The 20,111-nt window shown below is 59.5% G+C and carries 16 protein-coding genes; 11 read left to right on the top strand and 5 right to left on the bottom strand.

Annotated elements, in window-relative coordinates; genetic code table 11:
• The first annotated feature begins 3 nt into the window (after positions 1 to 3).
• From HJO_RS16500 to HJO_RS16490, 3 genes are all read left to right on the top strand, one after another.
• On the top strand, positions 4 to 804 hold the full coding sequence (locus tag HJO_RS16500) for a sulfotransferase (RefSeq protein WP_035619222.1): 801 nt from the start codon (positions 4 to 6) through the stop codon (positions 802 to 804).
• Positions 801 to 1,574, top strand: a complete 774-nt coding sequence (locus tag HJO_RS18290; RefSeq protein WP_084142175.1) for a class I SAM-dependent methyltransferase — start codon at positions 801 to 803, stop codon at positions 1,572 to 1,574. The genes HJO_RS16500 and HJO_RS18290 overlap by 4 nt, the downstream gene beginning before the upstream one ends.
• 242 nt (positions 1,575 to 1,816) lie before the next feature.
• Complete coding sequence (locus HJO_RS16490; protein ID WP_035619220.1) at positions 1,817 to 2,698, top strand: class I SAM-dependent methyltransferase; 882 nt, start codon at positions 1,817 to 1,819, stop codon at positions 2,696 to 2,698.
• Positions 2,699 to 2,760: 62 nt separating this feature from the next.
• Here the strand turns inward: HJO_RS16490 and HJO_RS16485 are convergent, their stop codons facing one another.
• Positions 2,761 to 6,123 carry a glycoside hydrolase family 99-like domain-containing protein gene (locus HJO_RS16485; RefSeq protein WP_162173856.1) on the bottom strand — a complete coding sequence of 1,121 codons (3,363 nt, stop codon included), beginning with the start codon at positions 6,121 to 6,123 and terminating at the stop codon, positions 2,761 to 2,763.
• 67 nt (positions 6,124 to 6,190) lie between these two features.
• Between HJO_RS16485 and HJO_RS18565 the strand changes: the two genes are divergently transcribed.
• From HJO_RS18565 to HJO_RS16465, 3 genes are all read left to right on the top strand, one after another.
• Positions 6,191 to 7,573 carry a hypothetical protein gene (locus HJO_RS18565; protein ID WP_162173855.1) on the top strand — a complete coding sequence of 461 codons (1,383 nt, stop codon included), beginning with the start codon at positions 6,191 to 6,193 and terminating at the stop codon, positions 7,571 to 7,573.
• Positions 7,570 to 8,271: a class I SAM-dependent methyltransferase gene (locus HJO_RS16470; protein WP_035619216.1), complete on the top strand. Its 702-nt coding sequence runs from the start codon at positions 7,570 to 7,572 to the stop codon at positions 8,269 to 8,271. The genes HJO_RS18565 and HJO_RS16470 overlap by 4 nt, the downstream gene beginning before the upstream one ends.
• Before the next feature lie 105 nt (positions 8,272 to 8,376).
• The gene (locus tag HJO_RS16465) at positions 8,377 to 9,153 is read left to right on the top strand and encodes a sulfotransferase (RefSeq protein WP_241764781.1); all 777 of its coding nucleotides are present in this window, start codon (positions 8,377 to 8,379) and stop codon (positions 9,151 to 9,153) included.
• 12 nt (positions 9,154 to 9,165) lie between these two features.
• Here HJO_RS16465 and HJO_RS17985 read toward each other — a convergent pair whose 3' ends face one another.
• Both HJO_RS17985 and rfbC read right to left on the bottom strand, forming a co-directional pair.
• On the bottom strand, positions 9,166 to 10,503 hold the full coding sequence (locus HJO_RS17985; RefSeq protein WP_051618740.1) for a DUF2793 domain-containing protein: 1,338 nt from the start codon (positions 10,501 to 10,503) through the stop codon (positions 9,166 to 9,168).
• 135 nt (positions 10,504 to 10,638) lie between these two features.
• Positions 10,639 to 11,190 (bottom strand): dTDP-4-dehydrorhamnose 3,5-epimerase, encoded by a 552-nt coding sequence (gene rfbC, locus HJO_RS16455; protein ID WP_035619326.1) that lies wholly within the window; start codon positions 11,188 to 11,190, stop codon positions 10,639 to 10,641.
• A gap of 324 nt (positions 11,191 to 11,514) precedes the next feature.
• Between rfbC and HJO_RS16450 the strand changes: the two genes are divergently transcribed.
• From HJO_RS16450 to metK, 5 genes are all read left to right on the top strand, one after another.
• Positions 11,515 to 12,579, top strand: a complete 1,065-nt coding sequence (locus tag HJO_RS16450) for a glycosyltransferase (RefSeq protein WP_035619211.1) — start codon at positions 11,515 to 11,517, stop codon at positions 12,577 to 12,579.
• 98 nt (positions 12,580 to 12,677) lie between these two features.
• Positions 12,678 to 13,838: a DegT/DnrJ/EryC1/StrS family aminotransferase gene (locus HJO_RS16445; RefSeq protein WP_035619209.1), complete on the top strand. Its 1,161-nt coding sequence runs from the start codon at positions 12,678 to 12,680 to the stop codon at positions 13,836 to 13,838.
• Positions 13,839 to 13,939: 101 nt separating this feature from the next.
• Positions 13,940 to 15,334: an adenosylhomocysteinase gene (ahcY, locus tag HJO_RS16440; protein ID WP_035619207.1), complete on the top strand. Its 1,395-nt coding sequence runs from the start codon at positions 13,940 to 13,942 to the stop codon at positions 15,332 to 15,334.
• A gap of 14 nt (positions 15,335 to 15,348) precedes the next feature.
• The gene (locus tag HJO_RS16435) at positions 15,349 to 16,203 is read left to right on the top strand and encodes a formyltetrahydrofolate deformylase (RefSeq protein ID WP_051618739.1); all 855 of its coding nucleotides are present in this window, start codon (positions 15,349 to 15,351) and stop codon (positions 16,201 to 16,203) included.
• A 33-nt stretch (positions 16,204 to 16,236) separates the two neighbouring features.
• The gene (metK, locus tag HJO_RS16430) at positions 16,237 to 17,418 is read left to right on the top strand and encodes a methionine adenosyltransferase (protein ID WP_035619201.1); all 1,182 of its coding nucleotides are present in this window, start codon (positions 16,237 to 16,239) and stop codon (positions 17,416 to 17,418) included.
• Positions 17,419 to 17,437: 19 nt separating this feature from the next.
• Here the strand turns inward: metK and HJO_RS16425 are convergent, their stop codons facing one another.
• Positions 17,438 to 17,827, bottom strand: a complete 390-nt coding sequence (locus tag HJO_RS16425; protein ID WP_035619200.1) for a hypothetical protein — start codon at positions 17,825 to 17,827, stop codon at positions 17,438 to 17,440.
• On the bottom strand, positions 17,821 to 20,111 hold a 2,291-nt coding region (locus tag HJO_RS16420), incomplete at its 5' end, for a S8 family peptidase (protein ID WP_035619198.1). The genes HJO_RS16425 and HJO_RS16420, both read right to left, overlap by 7 nt.

The following is a 20,111-nucleotide window of genomic DNA, read 5'->3' as shown; positions in this document are numbered from 1 at the left end:
TCGATGGCAACCTATCCCGACCAGGCTATTCCGCTATTGATAGTCGGCCGCCAGCGCGCCGGCACACGATTCATAACGGACTTTATGAATGAACTGGACGAAGTGACGCTTCAGGGTGAGCTTCCAAATCCAGTCATGCGGCACATCGAACAGTTCATGAACAGCGTCAATAAGTATTATGACAAGGTCGCAGCCAGTGACGATGACAGAAAGCAACGTGAACAACGGCGCTGGCAGCTGAAGCGGGAGCAGCTGCTCTTCGCACTTTGGGCAAATTGCGGACAATCCGACCGTGTCGAGCCAAGCCGCGACATAAAATACTACGGATACAAAAGACCCAACAACGAGTTCTATTTCGACTTTTATGAACAGATGCTTCAGCATAACAAGCCCCGATACGTATACTGCATCAGGAATTTTACGGACAATTACCTGTCCATTGTATCGAGGTGGCCTGAACGGGATATTAAGCAGGTGTCTGACGACTATTTGGCTTCCGTCCGACAATACCAGGCTATGAAAGCATCAGCGTCTGATCGCGTGTTTCTGTTCAACCTTGACGACTTTAGCGCCATCGGCCTGTCCTACTTGGAAAGGCAGGTTTTGGCCCCGCTCGGACTATCAATTCCAGACAACAGTCGAACGGATTTCGCACATCGCCCTCCTATAAACACTGCGGCGGACGTTGGGGTCACGCGCCGTGATACCCTAACTCAATCCGAGAACGACTTCCTGAACAGCCACCCAGAAACCAACACTATATTCGAATCTCTTTCAATCGCACCCAAGGCCCAAGAAACATGAGCAAGTCACCCACTAAACGAGCGAAATTACCAGCCGGCCATGATGGTTTCTTGAGTGGACACAATGATGCAATACAAAAAAGCCTGAATAGGCAACCTCGAGGTTCGTATTGTCCGATGTGCGGATCGCATGTCGATGCGTTTCGAGACGGTGGCGTCCGGAGGCAACGGAAAAACTCAAAGTGCCAAGCCTGCGGTTCACTTGAGCGTCATCGGCTGTTCTGGATATACTTTGTCAATCATGTGTGGCCTCAGCTTCCTGCAGGACGCAAAAGTTTGCTTCACGTCGCGCCTGAACCAGTGTTCACCAGTCTTCTAAGCAATAACCCTGAAATCGACTACTTGTCTGGCGACCTGTTCATGGAAAGCGCCATGATAAGACTGGACCTTACAGATATTCAGTTCAAGGATAATGTGTTTGACATAATCATCTGCTCGCACATCCTTGAGCATATACCAGATGACCGCAAGGCCATGCAGGAAATGCAGCGTGTTCTGAAACCAGGTGGCGCAGCGCTTATTATGGTGCCAACGTCTGGCGCAAAGACTTATGAAGACTTTTCCATCACGGCGCCTGAAGAGCGATTGGTACATTTTGGGCAGGAAGATCATGTTCGGAAATATGGTTTCGATATCGTAGGACGCTTGGAAGCCTGTGGCCTCACCGTAAGAACATGGCCTCAAGAGGGTGAATTGGATCCAGATATCATGGAGATTATTTCGTCTGGTCGGCGCGTGGTCTTCGATTGCCGAAAACCCGCTAACCCGTAGTGCCCGTTCCTGTGAGCAATTCCAGTGTCTCGTTCAAGGTACCACAAGCAAATTCAGTGTGCTGTAAGTGATATACTCGAATATGAGTAGTTGAATTTCAAACAGGAGCAGCCCCGTTCTCGAAAATTGATTGTGGTTTGGTTGTCTGATGCCTGTAGCCTCTGAATACATTCAGTACTGGGCAATGAAACACCTCTGCTCGATCGAAATGAACCAATCGAGCAAGCCCGAAGGAACCAGCTATGCGACCGCAAGACAAAAGTAGAATCGCCGACAAATGGAACAAGCAGGCCTCGGCTAGCCTGATAAGGGCAAACTATTGGTTTTACCCGCAGATATGTGGACACTTCAACAAGCGAGTCTGCGGCAAGCCGTTGCCGAGAGTTTCTGACGGCCTCCATGCCAGACTCGAAGGCATCGGCACTTTCGAAAAGGCCGTGTCTGTTGGATGTGGACGAGCGACGAAAGAACAAGACCTGTTGCGCCGTGGTATTGTTGAAAATTTCGATCTTTTCGATCTCTCAGACGCCAGGCTTGCAGATGCCGAGGCACGGTACACGGCGAAGGGCTTGGCGGACCGGACAAGGTTCAATTGTTCTGACGCATTCGCATCGACACCGCATGAGACTTACGATCTAGTCTACTGGAATTCCTCCTTGCACCATATGCAGGATACAGTGGCTGCGGTTGAGTGGAGTTGGAATGTCTTGAAGCCAGGCGGCCTGTTTGCGATGTTCGAATTTACCGGCCCGACACGCTGGCAATGGACGGACGAAAACCTGTCCTACATCAACCGCTTGAGGGAATGCCTTCCTGAACGCCTGCTTCCCAAGGTAGATGGAAAAACACAACAACGACGACGCCCTTCCGTTGAGAAAATGATCCGGCGCGACCCATCTGAAGCTGCAGACAGTGAAAATATCCTACCGGCAATCGCTCGGTTTTTTCCTGACGCTGAAGTCATTCATCTCGGCGGGAGTATTTACAATATGGGCCTGAATGGAGCCTTGCCGAATTTCGAAAGCGACGATACCTGGATTATCGACCTGATGCTCTTGATGGATGATATTCTTCTGGATAATGGCCACAGTCAGCACGCCGTAGCGTTGGGGTACAAAAGGTAAGCCGCTTATTGCGTGACTGGCACTGATGTTCATCCCATCGCTGCAAACCCCGCCACCGGAACTCATGTGGGCTCATCCTCCAAACGCTGTGACAGAGTCAGAAGGTAGTGCTGAGCCACCGCGCGAATGTCATCGGTCAAATCCACCTGCGCTGCCACGGCATCCTGCATCCGTTTGACCTCGTCCCATTCTGCTTTTCCAAAGCGGGATATCGTGACGCTCTCGGTGTGCCGGCGGTGATAGTTCAACGGGCGGGGATCAAAGGCGATACGGCCCAGCTGCGCGAGGTGCATATAGACGCACCAGTCGCCGGCCACGCGATAGGTGCTGATGTCGTCCATCTGCGCCGTCAGGACCCGTCGCAGGGCATCCCGGCGAAACAGGACACTGCTGACATTCGGGATCGTGTTCTTAACCGACAGGCCCTCCGCAAGCTCTTCTCGCCCCTCATTCACGAACGGCCGGCGCCAGCGTTCGGCATCCACGTCACTCACATAATCCAGATAGTGAGGGCACATTATCTCGCCCTGCTCGTTAACCTGATTTGACTGCGTATAAGACAGTACAACGTCGCTGTCACTGAACGCCGACGCTGCGCTTTCCACAAATTCTCGCGCGGCCCAGTCATCCGCTTCGGCAATCCATACGATATCGCCTTCAGCCAGATCGACCCCTTTTTGCCATTGAGCAAAGACGGAGCCCGAATTCGTATCATTCGATATGATCCGATAGCGAACAGGACTGTTCTGCAACATCTGCTGAGCCACATGCAGGCTGTCATCCGACGAGGCATCGTCCAGAAAAATAATCTCCCACACCGGCAGGCTCTGGCTCAGGATGGTCGATAGGCGGTGAGGCAGATGACGCGCGTAATTGTAGTTGGGCACGATCACCGAAACTTTCGGACACGGCTCGCCCAGCTCGCGCAGAACGTCCCCGACGAAACTCTGGAAGCCGAACTTTGCCCGCACCATTTCAAGCGCCTGCTGCGCCGGCCCCGCTCCGGCTGTTTCGGCCGCCAACAGGATCTGCAACGCCTCCGCGAAATTTCCGGCACTCGCATCCGGCAAGGCCGTGACAGCGCCGCTTGAGGAAAGGTCCTCAATCCCGCCGGTTCCCGCGATCATGAGAACAGGCGTTCCGGCATCAAACGCCTCAAGCGCTGTTGACGGATACGGATCCTCCCGCGACGTGAGGGCATAGGCGCTCGCGGCGGTGTAGTAGAGCGACGTGTCCGCGCGGAATCCCGGCAAGTGGACATGCGACGCAATGTCGAGCGCGTCTCGCAATATGTCATCGCAAACCGAGCGCATCTCCTGGCTGAGGTCGCCGATCCAGACAAAGTGCAGGTCAGGATTCTCCCGCGCGGCTGCGACCGCCCAGTGGCAGAAAATGTCCACACCCTTTCGGTAGTCGCCGTAGCCGACGCCAATGACGAAGACCGATGTGCCAGGCAGGTTCATCTGTTTGCAGAGTTTTTCCCGCGCAGTTTCCTTGTCAGCGAGCCTGGCAATACCTTCGCGCTTATACAGCCCCTGTGGCGCAATCAATGCGCGCTGCCACGGCGAGCCGAGAATCTTGTCGGCGGTCTGGTCCCTCACCATGTCCGCCGCAAATATGACGCGCCGCGCATGCGCGTCCATCGCCTTTATCGCCGGTTGCAGTTTCATCGTCTCGATGATGACGGGCATTTCATGCACCAGCCCGACAAATGCTATGCCGACCTCCGCCAGGTAGGGTGATATCCAGCCCGAAGCCGCTGAGTTGACGATCGCCTTCTCAAATCCCTGGTCATGGAGTTCGTTCAGGAGCGCACGTACCCGTTCCGGCGACCGGGCTTTTTGATTGAGCTGTATCAGCCGACCGTATACGGAAAAATTGGACCCAAGTTCACCTTCGCCGCAGGCGACTGTGATTATCTCATACCCAAACTGCTGCCTGAGCATTGCCGCGAAACTGAGCGCTAGGTACTGTGCTCCATGCCGGTGCAGGTCGTGCACGACGATAATGATCTTGCGTGCACGTGTAGCCTGGACAGTTGGCTCGAGCGGTACCAGCTGTGCGGGCTCGACCCGCTCCTGGACCTTCGGCGGCAGCAGCGCCCGTCGTGTAGCATCTAGCCAGGCATAGCCATTTTGTGCGTCTGGTTCGAGGTAAGCGCCCTCGGCCCATTCATTCCAGGCGTTGATGAAAACCAGCCGCTCCTGAGCATCGCGGAAGTCCTGTGTCACCTGGGCCGCCGCGCGCCTCAACCACAATTCGTATTGACCCGGCGAACTGCCCCAGAGAATTGCGCTCTGGTTCATCCGGCGTGCCGTATTGTCCCATTGGGGCGTCACACCCCGGAACAGGCGGTAGGGGACTTCGGGATAGTCCGCACTGCGCTCCACCAGCTTCGACCAGTCGTAGATATGGCAGGCGAACGCATCCGAAACCGGCTCAACCAAGTTTTCCACAGGCTCGAGGCCCAGATTGTTTGGCGGAAATTCGATGGCCGCATCGAATCCATATTCGGAAGGATCGACTGTCTCGAAGGATTGTGTGTAGGCCAGATAGATCTCTCCTATGCCGTTACGCCGGCACCACTCACGCCATCGGTCCGCCGTGGCCCGTGCATCAGGAAGCAAGCCGGGTCGATAGACAAGCAACAGAGGCCGATTCCCAATCCTGATATATTTCGGGTTCTTCAGGTACGTCGCTAGGTGAGCAATGAACGCAAGGTCATCGTCTTCGGAATGCGCCTGCGCCATGAGAACATCGTCCTCACGTCCGTCCCATCTCCGGCTCCAGTTTTCATTGGCCCAGCAAAGGCAGAACGGGAACGTGATCTCATCATCGGTTGCGTAAGCTTCAACTGGCGCCTCGAGCAAACGCTTGCCGGCGAACCAATAAAAATAGAAGCAGAACCCGCCAAGGCCATACTGATCAGCAAGGCGTGCCTGGCGTCGCCGTATGGCAGGGTTCTTCAGCAAGTCATAATAGCCGAGTTCAGATGGCCTGCGGGGCTGATTATGGCCTTCGAATTGCGGCCGGGCCCGTCGCACGTTTGTCCACTCGGTGAAACCCTTTCCCCACCAGCGGTCATTTTCTTCAATTGGATGGAATTGCGGCAGGTAGAATGCGATCGCACGCGCCGCTAGCTTCGCCGGGCGACCTAGTGCAGACAACTCTCGATACGCCGATCCTCCCACAGAATTGGCCGGAACGGCTTTCAGGTTCGCTAGGTAATGACGCAAACGGTCCTCTTCCAGCTTCCAGTTCCTGTAGGTCACGCTCCAGCTAACGAGTATCGGGGCACGCCTGAACACATGCCCCATGACATGATCTTTGGCCGCTGACGACAACGGGACCGCGCGCCAAAGCGTCCGGGCCGTGCCGGATAAAATGCGCCGAGCGATCATGTCGATGCGCCGGGCCTGATTCATGTCACTCATGGCAACCATTGCTCCGCAGCGAGACTGGACGGCGTAATCTGCATTCCGGGCTCCCGCCATGGACGCAAGATACTCTCCATTCCACTATCGGATTTTCTATTCAACCCCGCAGCCTGCAAAGCTGTTTGAACCCTCGCCGTGGCAGTGTAAGCAAACACGGATGAGAACAGCCTGCTTCACGATTTGTTCGCGGAATTACCTCGCCTATGCGCTGACATTGCGGGAAAGCCTCCTTGCAGTCGAACCCGGCCGGGATTTCTTCATCTTCCTCGCCGATTCGCCTTTAGATGACCCATCTCAGCTGCCAGGCGTGGTTGCCATTCCTGCGGCAGACCTGAGCCTTGCCAACTTCCAGGACATGGCGTTCCGCTATTCCATCATGGAGTTCAATACCGCTATCAAGGCGTCGTGCTTTCAGCATCTACTGAGAAAACTGGACTATGATGCAGCCATATATATCGACCCCGACATACAACTTTTCCAGCCATTCGACCAGGTTCATGCAGCGCTGGAAAACGGTGCATCTTGCGTGCTCACTCCGCACATCTTGTCCCCACTCCGCGATTCAGCGAAGCCTTCCGATCTGGACATCCTTGCGAGCGGCACGTTCAATCTGGGCTTTGGAGCCTTCGCTCGTACCGCAGAGAGTCTCGCCTTTCTCGAATGGTGGGCCGAAACAATGAAACACCATTGTTATGTCGATCTTGCAAACGGCCTGTTTGTCGACCAGCGCTTCATGGATTTCGCTCCGAGCTTCATCGACGCGCTCACGGTCATCAAAGATCCGGGGTACAATGTCGCTTACTGGAACCTCGCCAACCGCCCCGTCCGCAAGGAGGATGGTATCTGGATGGCCGCAGGCTCGCCACTCGTATTCTTCCATTTCAGCGGCGTTTCGCCCGGTTCACCAGATGTGTTTTCCAAGCATCAGTCCCGCTTCGACATGACCAATATCGGCGACGCAGCTGAACTCGTACGCAACTATACAGCTGCTCTCGAAGATCACGGCCATGCCCATTGGTCCACCCTACCCTACGCCTTCGGGCAATTCGCCAATGGCAAACACATCGTGGACGTCATGCGCCGCGGGCCGCCCGTTGACCCGTCAGACCCCTTCAGGGAACCGAATCATGTCTGGTGGAGCACGCCGACCGACCGCGTGGACTCTGTGCCCGGCCTGACGATCACCCGGTTGATGTATGCGATCCATGCTGCCCGGCCCGACCTGATGGAAATGTTTCCACTATCGACGGCTTCCGGACAGCGGGGCTTCCATGCATGGTTCATCACGCATGGTGCGCAGGAGTATCGCATCGAGAAAACGTCCCTGGAGCCGGCTATGGCTGCATCACCGGTACGCAACCGTCAGCTCGCCCGCCTGTTCGCGCGGCTCAGACTGGCGCGCTCCCGCAAACCATCAGGCTCACAGGATCTGTCATGACCGAATTGTTTTTCGATAGCTATCCGCGATTCTATGAAACGTCCTTGACGCGGCGCCTGCCAAACCGCCTGCACCAGCGCTGGCGGAAAATCATTGTTCAGAACAAAGCTGCTCTCGAAGGCGCCCGTGTCCTGGACCTTGCATGCCATGACGGCCGGTGGTCGTTCGCTGCTTTGAAGGCTGGCGCGGCATATGTTGAAGGCGTTGAAGGCCGCCAGGAACTGGTAGACAGCGCCAATGAGAACTTCGAATCCTATGGAATAAGCAAGGATGCTTACCGATTTTCCCAAGGCGATGTTGTGGATTTCCTCACGACTGAGACGAACAGGAAGTTTGACGTCATCCTGAACCTTGGATTTTTCTATCACACGCTGAAGCACCTCGAAATCATCGAACGCATGGCGCAGTTTGGCGCGCACACATTCATTTTTGATACGGCGGTGGACCTTTCAAAAGGCAATATCATCAGCATCGAACTGGAAGCTGTTTCGGACCCGCGCAATGCAATAGACCATCTGGATGCGAGCCGCAAAATGGTACCGGTTGGAAGAATTTCGCGAAGTGCGCTGGCATTGATGCTGAATTCAGTCGGATATGATTGCATCGAATTGGACTGGCATACGGATGTCGATGATTTTTCCGAATGCAGGACCTATGAGAACCGCAAGCGCGGAACATTCATCGCTACACGTCGATAACCCTTTCCCTGGAGGACTTCTGTGGCAGAAGGCATGGAGCCCGACTCACCAGTGCCCATAGCGATCGGCGCGGTTGGCGGCAGCGGGACACGCGTCATCGCGCAATTGCTGATTGATGCGGGAATCTATCTGGGGTCAGACCTGAATGACCCGAACGACAATCTCTGGTTCACGCTTCTTTTCAAACGCCTCAGCGTTCTTGACGAACCGCAGGAAGACCTCGAACACCTGTTCGATCTGTTCTCCCGACGAATGACCGGGGAAGTCCCCTCGGATGAAGCGGACATTCGCCGCATCAAAGAACTGGCTTCCATCGGCAGGTCCCAGCATCCGGCCGAATGGTTACTGAAGAGAGCGGACCGTTTCCTGTCTGGAACTGCAGGTACGGACGGACCAGTTGGCGCGCATCAATGGGGCTGGAAGGAACCCAACACCCACGTCATTATCGACAAGCTGCTGACATTCAATTCGTCGCTTCGCTACATCCACATCATGCGGAATGGATTGGATATGGCTTTTAACCGGAACCAGAATCAACCGGCCTTGTGGGGCTCCGTCTTTCTGGGTTCGGACGGCGAAGTGACACCCCGACGATCGCTGCAATATTGGTGTGTCGTCCATCGCCGCATCCAGGGCATTGCAGACGCGCATCCAGGCCGTGTCCTGCTCGTCAGCTTTGACGCGCTGTGCCGCGACCCCCAATTCGAGTGCCGCCGGCTGCTCGACTTCTGCGATATATCCATGCCCGACACCAGGCTCGAGGCATTTGCGAACGGGATCAGCACACCTCGGTCAACGGGCGTTTTCAGGCAGAAGGATACAAGCCAACTGGCTCGCGAAGACATCGCCTATGTCGAAAGCCTCGGCTTCGAGACCCGGTAGCAAGACCCAGGGTCATGCAAACACGCCCAGAACCCGGGCGAATGTCGTCACCAGGTCCGTGGCACCGCCATACAGTTTCTCGCGCAGGAAGACGAGGTGGCTGTTGGAGATGGGTGACAATTCCGTGGTGAGCACGGGCGTTGCCATCGCGTTGCGTGTCCCGTCGCTCAGTGCATTGGCACCAAATGCCGTCCCCATCGCCCCGTTCGCCGAAGCCGCCAACTCGGCAGAACCATCGCTGGATGACACGTACAGGCCCAGCATTACGCCCCTTTGCGGAAAGACGGCGCCAAGCTGGCTGGCAAGATAGCCGCTGATGTCCAGCGCGACCATTTCCAATTCGTTCTCGCCAGTGGGGTCAGGGTCGCCCAGGCGTATCACGTCACCATTGGCCCAACCCGCCACATGCGCGGCGTCGGTCACGCGCAGGTCTGTCGTGGAGATGTTCCAGTCCACCCATGCGGCTTCTGCGGGCGACTTGCTCGTGTTCCATATCCGCACTGCCACATTGCCCCGCATGCCATCAGAAAAGACCGCGTCCGCCTCTGCTGCGCTGAGGGTCAGTGTCGTGCCGCTGACCCCGCCGAGCGTATATGTGCGCGGCGTTGCCGGCCGCGACGTGTCGAGGCGCCATATCTGCCGCACCGGAGAGGGAACATATTGTGCGACAAGCAGGCCCGATTCGACATGCGCGATGCCTTGCGGAAAGCGCATCACGCCATCCGCCCGCCCGATCTGCACCGCTTCCTTCCAAGTGCCACCGTCGGCGCTGACCTTGATGTGAAAATCATCGTCCCCGGCCAGGCCAAATTCGGCGCGCCCGGAGAATCCGGTCTGGAACAGCACAGACGCCGTATTGCCCGCGTCCGCCTTGTTGATCACCTTGCGTGCATCGCCGCTGCCGGGCGTCACGTCATCATGGCTCAGCAACTCGACATCGGTCTTGACGGCCAGGCGGTTTGAATCATCGGCCACCGTGTTGATGCCAATTCGCGCAACGGTCCGGTCCGTCAGGTCACCCCAGCCAGTGCCGTCATGCAGCATCAGCTGGCCCCGTGCTGCATCAAACACCATCCAGCCGGTCCCGGGCGTGATGAACGTCCAGGCCCCGTCCTGAAACACCGCCAACACGCCTTCCGCCTTCTCGCTCCACGCCGCACCGGTCGCCGAGGCTGGTACCAGGTAGGCGTCCCCCTCCAGTGGGGCCACCGGCTGTGCCACCACATCTGACGCGATCACCCGCATCTGGACCAGCGCGTCCAGTCGGCGCAGGGCATCGTTGAGCGTCACGTGTTTCTGCGCCTGGTTTGGCAACAGGTAGGGCAGCTGCAGGCGGGCAGATGAATCCATGGCGAAACTCCGGGCTATTCAGGCACCCGCAATTTACACCCGCTCTTGGTCCGGTCGGATTCGTGCCGTCACATTCCCGGCCGGTATTGGCCAGGCCCGCTCAACAGGCGTCGTTCAATCCCGCAAGGCCTGCGATCAGAACGGCGTTTTGAACGCGGCAAACGGCTGCGCCTGCGCATCCTTGTCCGATAGTGTTGCCGCACTCGTTGGCAGCCCCCAGTCGATCGCGAGCGTCGGATCGTTCCACACGACGGCACCGTCACATTCCTTCGAATAGTAATTGTCCACCTTGTAGGCGATCTCGGTGTCCGGCTCGCGGGTCACAAAGCCGTGCAGGAACCCGCGCGGCACGAAGATCTGCACGCCGTTCGTCGCGCTCAATTCGGCACTCACCCACTTGCCATAGGTCGGCGAGCCGCTGCGCACATCGACAGCCACATCCAGGATCGCTCCGCGCAACACACGCACCAGTTTCGACTGCGCAAACGGGGGCGCCTGGAAGTGCAGGCCTCTCACCGTGCCAGTCGGGGCTGACAATGAGTGATTGTCCTGCACGAAGTCTGCCGTAATCCCGGCTGCCTTGAACTGTGCCGCATTGTAGGTCTCGCTGAAGAACCCGCGATCGTCACCAAACCGCGCGGGGGTGACAAGTTTGACATCGGGAATCGCAAGGGATTCTACTTTCAAAGACATCAGACTGATTCCTTCCGTATTTCAGTTGCCACCGCGCATTGCACAGGATCGCCGCACTGGCCAGATGTCATGCTGGTCCTACGGCAGAGCGGCGGGATCGAAAGCATTTGAAGCGCCATGAAATGCTTGCGCTGCCCCGGTCGGGCGGGCATACCATGAGCGGGGAACGGGACAGAACCATTCGAAAGTACGGTATCAGATTTGCCCATCGGAACGTCCATCAGAAGTGGAAAGTCGGCGGTAAGGCGGCTTATCCTGCCCCGGCCGCTCACGGCGGATGTTCTGACCAGCCCACAAGGCCAGATCGTGGTTGCCGGCATGTTCCGGACCGCCAACGGCATCGGCCGCGCCGCCCTGAGCTGTTATCGCGCCCTGTGCGCTGAAGGCCTCGATCCGATTGCAGTCGATCTGAGTGGCCTGTTCAATCAGGTTGATGTGGCCAGTCCGGTGCCGCTGCAGGAAATGCCCGTCAACAACAATGGCACGCTTGTTCTCTACGCAAACGCGCCTGAAACCGAGCGCGCCCTGATGGGGCTTGGCCTGCGCCGCTGGCACAAGTGGCGCATCATTGGCGCCTGGGCCTGGGAATTGGCAACCACGCCGGCTGATTGGGCCCGCCAGACCTGCTACCTGTCAGAGATCTGGGCCCCCAGCCGGTTTGTGCAGCAGACTTTCGAAAGCCAGTTTGCCCTGCCCGTCCGCACCGTGCCTCATTACCTGCCCGTTCACGCCCATGCCAACGCCTGGCCGACCCCCGCCAGCCGCGGAGACACGACACTTCGCGTTCTGACGATTGCTGATGGCCGTTCGTCCTTTCACCGGAAGAACCTGCTCGCCACGATGCAGATGTTCTCGAAAGCCTTTCCGAACAACGAGCCGGTCCATCTGACCGTCAAATGCCGCAACCTGTCTCTCTACAAATATTACGAATCGGCAGTCATGGCATACGCCAACAAGGATCCCCGGATCGACGTGATCGACCGCAGCTTTTCCGAGGAAGAACAGACTCACTTGCTGTGGAACAGCGACATCGTCGTCTCCTCGCACCGGGCAGAGGGATTTGGCATGCATCTCGCCGAGGCCATGGCTGCCGGGCGCGCCACGATGGCGACCGGATGGTCCGGAAACCTCGAATTCATGACGGCCCAGAATTCAACGCTGCTGCCTTATGTACTGAAGCTGGTGGATGACCCGTCCGGCATCTACAAGTCCATGCCCGATGCGCGCTGGGCAGACGTCAACATCGATGCCGGGTCGCTCGCCCTGCGTGAACTGTATGATTCCCCCAGGAAACGCCACGTACTGGCCACTACCGCCCGACGGGACGTCAGCGCCTCCCTGAGGTCGCGCACCTATTCGGAAGCTCTTGGCATTCTCGCCTGACACCCGGGCGAAATACCATGTAATCAGGCGTTACTTGCCGGCTGTCTGCCGTGTTCGTATGTGCTGCGCCATTCGACACATTGTTCGCGGAGCCCACCATGTCCCTGCCATTCATCGACCTTCAGGCCCAAAGGCTTCGTATCAAGAGCGAAATCGACGCGGCAATTGCCAGCGTTGTCGAGGGCGGTCGTTATGTTCTCGGCCCCGAAGTCGGCGAGCTCGAAAAGCAGCTCGCAGCCTGGTGCGGTGCCAGCCACTCCGTCAGCTGTGCCAACGGCACCGATGCGCTGGCCCTCGCCCTGATGGCGTGGGAACTGACGCCCGGCGACGCCGTGTTCTGCCCGAGCTTCACCTTCGTCGCCACGGCACAGGTCGTGCCATGGCTGGGCGCGACGCCTGTCTTCGTCGATATCGACGCGGCGACCTACAACATGGACCCGGCCTCCCTTCGGGCAGAGATCGAGACCGTGAAGGCCGCCGGAAAGCTGACGCCCAAAGTGGTGATTGCTGTGGACCTGTTTGGACAACCAGCGAACTACCCTGAAATAAAAGCAATTTGTGATGAATTCGGCCTGAAGCTGATCGCTGATACGGCGCAGGGCTATGGCTGCACCCTGAATGGCCAGCACCCGTCTGACTGGGCGGACATCGCCACAACCAGCTTCTTCCCGGCCAAGCCGCTGGGCTGTTACGGCGACGGTGGCGCGATCATCACCAACGATGCCGCGCTCGCCGAGCGCATTGAATCACTTCGGGTTTACGGCAAAGTCACGCCCACTGACGCTGCCACGCGCAACTTCCATCATGACCCGAAATATCTCAGCCTCCGGGTTGGCATGAACTCGCGGCTCGACACGATCCAGGCAGCGATCCTGCTCGAAAAGCTGAAGATCTTCGCAGACGAGATAGACCGCCGGCAGGTGGTTGCCGACCGGTATGCAGCGGGGCTGCGTGGGGGCGTCAAGGGCGTGCCAGGGGTGATCGAAGGCGGGCGGTCAGTATGGGCCCAGTACGTGATCGAGCATGACAACCGCGACGGCCTGCAGGCGCACCTCGCGGACCAGGGCATCCCGACCATGGTCTACTACCCGGTGCCGATCCACCAGCAGGACTTCGCGCTCAAGTATGCCCCGCCCAAGGGCCACCTGAACGTGACCGAAACGGCAAGCCAGCATGTGCTGGCCCTGCCAATGCACCCCTACCTGTCCGAAGCCGACCAGGACCGCGTGATCAGCGCAGTGCTCGGCTTCAACGGATAGCTCGCTACCCTTTGTCGTTTTTGCAGGCGCGCCATGAGTTGGCGTTGCCTTCATGTGCCCGTCATGCTAACGCGCACATAAACGTATAAAGGATCATTGATATGGCTCATGACTACCACGTCGCGGACATCAAGCTTGCCGACTACGGCAACAAGGAAATCGCCATCGCCGAAACAGAGATGCCCGGCCTCATGGCAGCCCGGGCCGAGTTCGGCCCGAGCCAGCCGCTGAAAGGCGCGCGCATCTGCGGCTCGCTGCACATGACCATCCAGACGGCTGTCCTGATCCAGACGCTTGAGGCCCTCGGCGCAACTGTGCGCTGGGTTTCGTGCAACATCTATTCGACACAGGACCACGCCGCCGCCGCGATTGCCGCCAACGGCACGCCGGTCTTCGCCTACAAGGGCGAAACGCTTGAGGAATACTGGGACTATACCGACCGCATGTTCCAATGGCCGGACGGCAAGGGCCCCAACCTGATCCTCGATGATGGCGGCGACGCCACGATGTACCTGATCCTCGGCGAGAAGGCGGAAAACGATCCGGCCTTCCTCGAAAAACCGACGTCAGAAGAAGAGAAGTTTCTCTTCGCCCAGATCAAGAAGCGCATGAAGGCCTCACCCGGCTGGTTCGCGAAGACCAAGGCCGGCATCAGGGGCGTCTCCGAAGAGACAACGACCGGCGTCAACCGCCTCTACCAGCTTGAGAAGAAGGGCGAGCTGCCCTTCCCGGCGATCAACGTCAACGACTCGGTCACCAAGTCCAAGTTCGACAACAAGTATGGCTGCAAGGAATCGCTGGTTGATGCGATCCGCCGCGGCACCGACGTGATGATGGCCGGCAAGAAGGCTTTCGTCGCCGGCTATGGCGATGTCGGCAAGGGATCGGCTGCGTCGCTCGCCGGTGCCGGTGCGCGCGTGTCCGTCTCGGAAGTCGACCCGATCTGCGCCCTTCAGGCCGCCATGGACGGCTATGACGTGCTGACGATGGACGAAGCCGCATCCAAGTTCGACATCTTCGTCACCGCGACCGGCAACAAGGACATCCTGACCGTCGACCACATGCGTGCGATGAAGGACATGGCCATCGTCTGCAACATTGGTCACTTCGACAACGAGATCCAGGTCGAAGGCCTGCGCAATTTCGAGTGGACGAACATCAAGCCGCAAGTCGACATGATCACCTTCCCGGATGGCAAGCGCATCCTGCTCCTGTCCGAAGGCCGCCTCGTCAACCTCGGCAACGCGACAGGCCACCCGTCCTTCGTGATGTCGGCCTCGTTCACCAACCAGACCCTCGCCCAGATGGAGCTGCACATGCGCGCCAGCGAGTACGAGAACAAGGTCTACACGCTGCCCAAGCACCTCGACGAGAAAGTTGCCATGCTCCACCTCGACAAGCTCGGCGTGAAGCTGACCGAACTGTCCGGTGAACAGGCTGACTATATCGGCGTGACCCCGGAAGGCCCGTTCAAACCCGAACACTACCGCTACTGATCGCAGGACGAGCCTTGAGTCGCGCGCACATCCTTACCCTCGCCTGCCCGGACAGGGTGGGGCTGGTCGCGATCCTTGCGCGGCTGATGGAGCGGCACGGCTGCTTCATCGCCTCATCCCGCACGTTCGGCGATCCGGCTACGGAACAGTTCTTCGCGCGACTGGTATTCCAGTCGGACAGCGACGAACTGCCCGACGGCCTGATGGCCGATCTTGCCGGTGTCGCCGCGGACCTGTCAGCGGAATGGGGCGTGCATGCTGTCGGACAGCCCGTCAGGACCCTGCTGATGGTGTCCAAGTCCGATCATTGCGCCAACACGCTTCACTACGCTGCACGGCGCGGCGAACTGCCGATCGATATCGTGGGTATCGTTTCCAACCACCGCACGCTGGAAGCCGGGTTTGCCCATTGGGGCCTGCCCTTCTTCCACGTGCCGGTGACTGCCGACACGAAAGCCGAAGCGGAAACGCGCCTGTTCGACCTAATCGCGGAAACACGCGCCGATCTCGTCGTGCTCGCACGCTACATGCAGGTTCTCAGCAATGAGGCCTGCACACGCCTCGCCGGGCGCTGCATCAACATTCACCATTCCTTCCTGCCGAGCTTCAAGGGCGCCCGGCCCTATCACCAGGCCCATGCCCGCGGCGTGAAGGTGATTGGCGCCTCCGCGCACTACGTGACGCCGGACCTCGACGAGGGCCCGATCATTACCCAGGTCACCGAAGGTATCGACCATACGTTCAGCCCAACCGACATGATCGAACTTGGTCGCCACCTGGAGGGGGCCGCCCTGCTTCGCGCGGTGAAGGCCCATTCCGAACGCAGAGTTTTCATCAACGCTGGCAAGACTGTCGTCTTTGCCAGATAGTCCCGACCATATTGTCTCCGAGGAACCGATCCCATGAAAATGAACGACTTTGAATTTACCAGCGAGAGCGTCGCAGAGGGTCACCCGGACAAGGTGGCTGACCAGATTTCCGACGCCATCGTCGACCTGTTCCTCAGCCGGGACCCATCTGCCAAGGTCGCCGTCGAAACGATGACGACCACGAACCGCGTCGTTCTTGCCGGCGAAGTGCGCACAACCAATGGCACTGTCGTCACTGACGACGAGATGATCCAGACCGCGCGGGACGTCGTCAAGAAGATCGGCTACGAGCAGGATGGCTTCCACTGGGAAAAGATGGCCGTTAACTGCTATGTTCACGGACAATCAATCGAGATTGCCCAGGGCGTCGAGGAAGGCCAGGGCCTGTTCGCTGAAGAAGGCGCCGGCGACCAGGGCATCATGTTCGGTTACGCCGCTGACGAGACACCGGAACTGATGCCGGCAACGCTCGTCTATTCCCACCAGATTCTCCAGAAGATGGCGGCGCTGCGCCACTCAGGCGAACGCCCGGAATTCGAGCCCGACGCCAAGAGCCAGGTGACGCTTCGTTATGTCGATGAAAAGCCCGTCGGTGTGAATGCCGTCGTCGTGTCGACCCAGCACAAGGAAAGCGCCACGCTGGAACAGTTGCGCGAACTGGTGCGTCCGATCGTGAAAGGCGTGCTGCCAGAGGGCTGGTTCCCGCCGGAAGACAAGTTCTACGTCAATCCGACCGGCAGGTTCGTCATCGGTGGCCCCGACGGCGACGCCGGTCTCACCGGCCGCAAGATCATCGTCGACACCTATGGCGGCGCAGCGCCGCACGGTGGCGGCGCGTTCTCCGGCAAGGACCCGTCAAAGGTTGACCGGTCCGCCGCCTACGCCACGCGCTACCTTGCCAAGAACGTTGTCGCCTCCGGCCTCGCCAAGCGCTGCACGATCCAGGTGTCCTATGCCATCGGCGTGTCGCAGCCCCTGTCGGTCTATGTCGATACGCACGGCACCGGCCTTGCGGACGAGGCCCGCATCGCGAAGGCGCTGCGCGAGCTGTTCGACCTGTCGCCGAAAGGCATCCGCACGCACCTCAAGCTGAACAACCCGATCTATGCCACCACGGCTGCCTATGGCCATTTCGGGCGCCAGCCGGGCGCCAACGGAACGTTCACCTGGGAAAAGACCGATCTCGTGGACGAGCTGAAGCGCCTCATCAACTAGGGTGATCGGGCGCCAGCCGTCACATCGCGATGGTGATCTCGTCAATGCGGGCGCGCTCGCGGCCACCGCAGGTAATGCTGATCGCTTCGCGGCGCGGCTGGCGCACCGGTTCACGATAGCCGGCATTGCCTGCGAACGCCGGTCCACCGGGCGACAGGTCCAGCACCAGCGTCTCGCCGGTGCCTGACTCCACGGGGGTCAGCAGCCACGGTCGGTCATCGTCCAGTTTGACGGCAACGATCAGCTTGTGCACCGTCGTGCCGACCCTGGGCATGCCATTGATCCAGGCCGAAGCCCGCGTGATGGCAGGGCAGTCGGCCTTGGCGGTGGTAAACGGCAACTGGTTCCAGACTGCGCACCCGCCGGGCACGCCCGCCAGTGCAAGGGCCAGCGCGGCACGCCTCACCATTTCGTTCCGACGCTGAACCAGACGACGCCTTCATCGTCGGCGCCACTGATATGGTTGGGCGAAGTCGACAGCGCCGCCGAGGTTTCACCCGTCCAGTCGCCCGGCAGGTTGAAGCGGTAGCGGGTTTCATAGTCGATCTGCCGTCCGCTGGGCGTCAGGCCGGCCGATATCTGGTCCTGCAGCACCTGCCCCGTCGCATCGATCGCAGTCGGCGCAAGGAATCGGATCGTGCCGGTCTCGGCGCGGCGCGGCTGGGCAATGACAAGGCTGAGCTCGCCAGGGCCCGCTGGATGGGCCGCGCCCACAGACCAGCGACTGGTCCAGATACCCTGCGTATCGACGCCCGGCAGGTCCACACTGGCCATTTCCACGCCAGACGACAGTGTCAGGCGGCCCACCGGATTCCAGGCCCCTTCCAGCGAGTAGGCCGTCATGCCCGCCTTGTCGGTTTCACCGAAGCGCTCCTGCAGGCTGCCACCGAGCGCCGTCTCGCCATCGGCGGCGGACGCGATTCCGGCGCGGAAGGACCAGAAGCGTGCATCGCGGCCGATACTGACGCCGGTCAGCGAGCGGGCGTCCTCGGTGGCGGTGAACAGGTCCATGGTCAGGCCGAACTGGATATCATGGCTGACCCGGGCCCAGTTGCCGCTGGTGGAGAAGGCGTTGCCGATGCCGGGTTCGGTGAACAGGGTCACGTCCGGCGCGAGCCGGGTAATCCCCCCGCCCCGGCCGAACTCGACCTCGCCCCCGGCGAACTGGTAGCGCGCCTGGAACGTCGACTCCGCTTCTTCCTGGTAGGGCGCCGTGATGTCTTCCTGCAGGCGCGGCGTGTGCCACGAGAAGGACAGATCGCCCACCGCAACGGCGCGGGCCTGGCTGGCGGCAAAGTCGGCGCGCCGGTCAAGGTTGGTCACGCGCGAGCGGACGATGCCGTCCGGCAGGTTGGCAGCGGCTGCATCGGCATCAAGCCGGAAGCCGCGCGCATACTTGTCGGTGAAGACGAGTCCGTTGAACGCGCCGGAATGTTCGGCCCAGTCACCGAAGGCCCCGCCGGAGGGCGCGAGCGCCTCGCCAAGGCTGACCTTCTCCGTCGACAGGCTCAGCGTTTGCTGGCCTTGCGGCCGGAACGCCTCGCTAAGGTTCATGATGCCGACGCCGGAAACGGAATCGGTGCCGACTCCCGCAACGTCCCCGGTCACCGCATCCGGCGTCATGTCGACATAATCGTCAGCCGTATCCAGCAGGATCTGCAAGGCAAGTTCAGGGTTCTGCTTCAGGTTCGGAAAGGCATCGAGCAACAGGGCCAGCGCGCCGGCGACATAGGGCGCCGAGAAGGACGTGCCGGACACCCGCCAATAGTCACCTTCCGAATCGGGATCATTGGTCGGCTCGCCCGGAGTAGTGACGTCGTCGTCGAGGCCTGTCGTGACAATGCCCTGCCCCGGCGCAAGCAGGTAGAAATTCTGCGAGGCTGTGCCGGCACGGTTCGAGAAATCCGACAGGACGCGACTGGTATCAATCGAGCCGACGGCGACGACGCGGCCAAGCGATGTCGCCTGGCCGGCAACATAGGCTGGCTCCGACGGTGTCTGCCCCTTGGCGTCGACCGGCTGGCCCATGTCGTCGGTTCCTGCCGGTTCAGCTTCGTTGCCCGCGGAGATGACAACGAGAATCCCCGCATTGACGGCGCGGCGGACCGCATTCTCCAAGGTCGGATCACTGTCGATCTCGCCACCCAGCGACAGGTTGATGATATCGGCGCCCTGCGCGATCGCATAATCGATGGCCCGGACCGTGTTGCTATCGGCGAAGGAACACTCCTCGTCCTCTCCCGTGCGGGCGCAGCTGCCGGGTGAATCGGCACGGATGGCGATGATCGACGATTCATAGGCGATGCCCTGGATGCCGTTCGCGATAGTGTCATCGCTGGTCGTGCGATAGTCGTCTTGGCGGGTGGCCGCGATGACACCGGTCACAAGCGTGCCATGCCCACCCGTGTCGATGTCACCGGCCTGACGGATCATGTTCGTCGGATCGCCATTGGAATCATAGCCAGGACAGGACGTCGCCGCGCAGACGTCAAACGACGTGATGGCGGCACCGACAAGGTCCGGATGGTCCGTCAGGACGCCGGTATCAATGACGGCGACCGTAATGCCATCTCCCGTCGCGCCAATCGAATAGGCTGACGATGCCCCGACAATCGGCAGGCCGACGGTCGCAGTGTACTCACGCGTTTCGAAGGCACTCGCGGGTGCGATCGTGGCCGGGAACGGTGGCGGCG

This window comes from Hyphomonas johnsonii MHS-2 (assembly GCF_000685275.1).
In the GTDB taxonomy this organism is placed as follows: Bacteria; Pseudomonadota; Alphaproteobacteria; order Caulobacterales; family Hyphomonadaceae; genus Hyphomonas; species Hyphomonas johnsonii.
Note: the sequence above shows the minus strand (reverse complement) of the source record. Positions and strands in the feature narration are given on the sequence as shown.

Bases quoted from the DNA above. Each gene is read 5' to 3' on its own strand.
- HJO_RS16490 (WP_035619220.1), top strand. From the start codon at position 1,817: ATGCGACCGCAAGACAAAAGTAGAATCGCCGACAAATGGAACAAGCAG.
- HJO_RS16425 (WP_035619200.1), bottom strand. From the start codon at position 17,827: ATGGTGAGGCGTGCCGCGCTGGCCCTTGCACTGGCGGGCGTGCCCGGC.
- HJO_RS16450 (WP_035619211.1), top strand. From the start codon at position 11,515: ATGTTCCGGACCGCCAACGGCATCGGCCGCGCCGCCCTGAGCTGTTAT.
- HJO_RS18290 (WP_084142175.1), top strand. From the start codon at position 801: ATGAGCAAGTCACCCACTAAACGAGCGAAATTACCAGCCGGCCATGAT.
- HJO_RS16445 (WP_035619209.1), top strand. From the start codon at position 12,678: ATGTCCCTGCCATTCATCGACCTTCAGGCCCAAAGGCTTCGTATCAAG.
- HJO_RS17985 (WP_051618740.1), bottom strand. From the start codon at position 10,503: ATGGATTCATCTGCCCGCCTGCAGCTGCCCTACCTGTTGCCAAACCAG.
- HJO_RS16500 (WP_035619222.1), top strand. From the start codon at position 4: ATGGCAACCTATCCCGACCAGGCTATTCCGCTATTGATAGTCGGCCGC.
- HJO_RS18565 (WP_162173855.1), top strand. From the start codon at position 6,191: ATGGACGCAAGATACTCTCCATTCCACTATCGGATTTTCTATTCAACC.
- ahcY (WP_035619207.1), top strand. From the start codon at position 13,940: ATGGCTCATGACTACCACGTCGCGGACATCAAGCTTGCCGACTACGGC.
- HJO_RS16470 (WP_035619216.1), top strand. From the start codon at position 7,570: ATGACCGAATTGTTTTTCGATAGCTATCCGCGATTCTATGAAACGTCC.
- HJO_RS16485 (WP_162173856.1), bottom strand. From the start codon at position 6,123: ATGAATCAGGCCCGGCGCATCGACATGATCGCTCGGCGCATTTTATCC.
- metK (WP_035619201.1), top strand. From the start codon at position 16,237: ATGAAAATGAACGACTTTGAATTTACCAGCGAGAGCGTCGCAGAGGGT.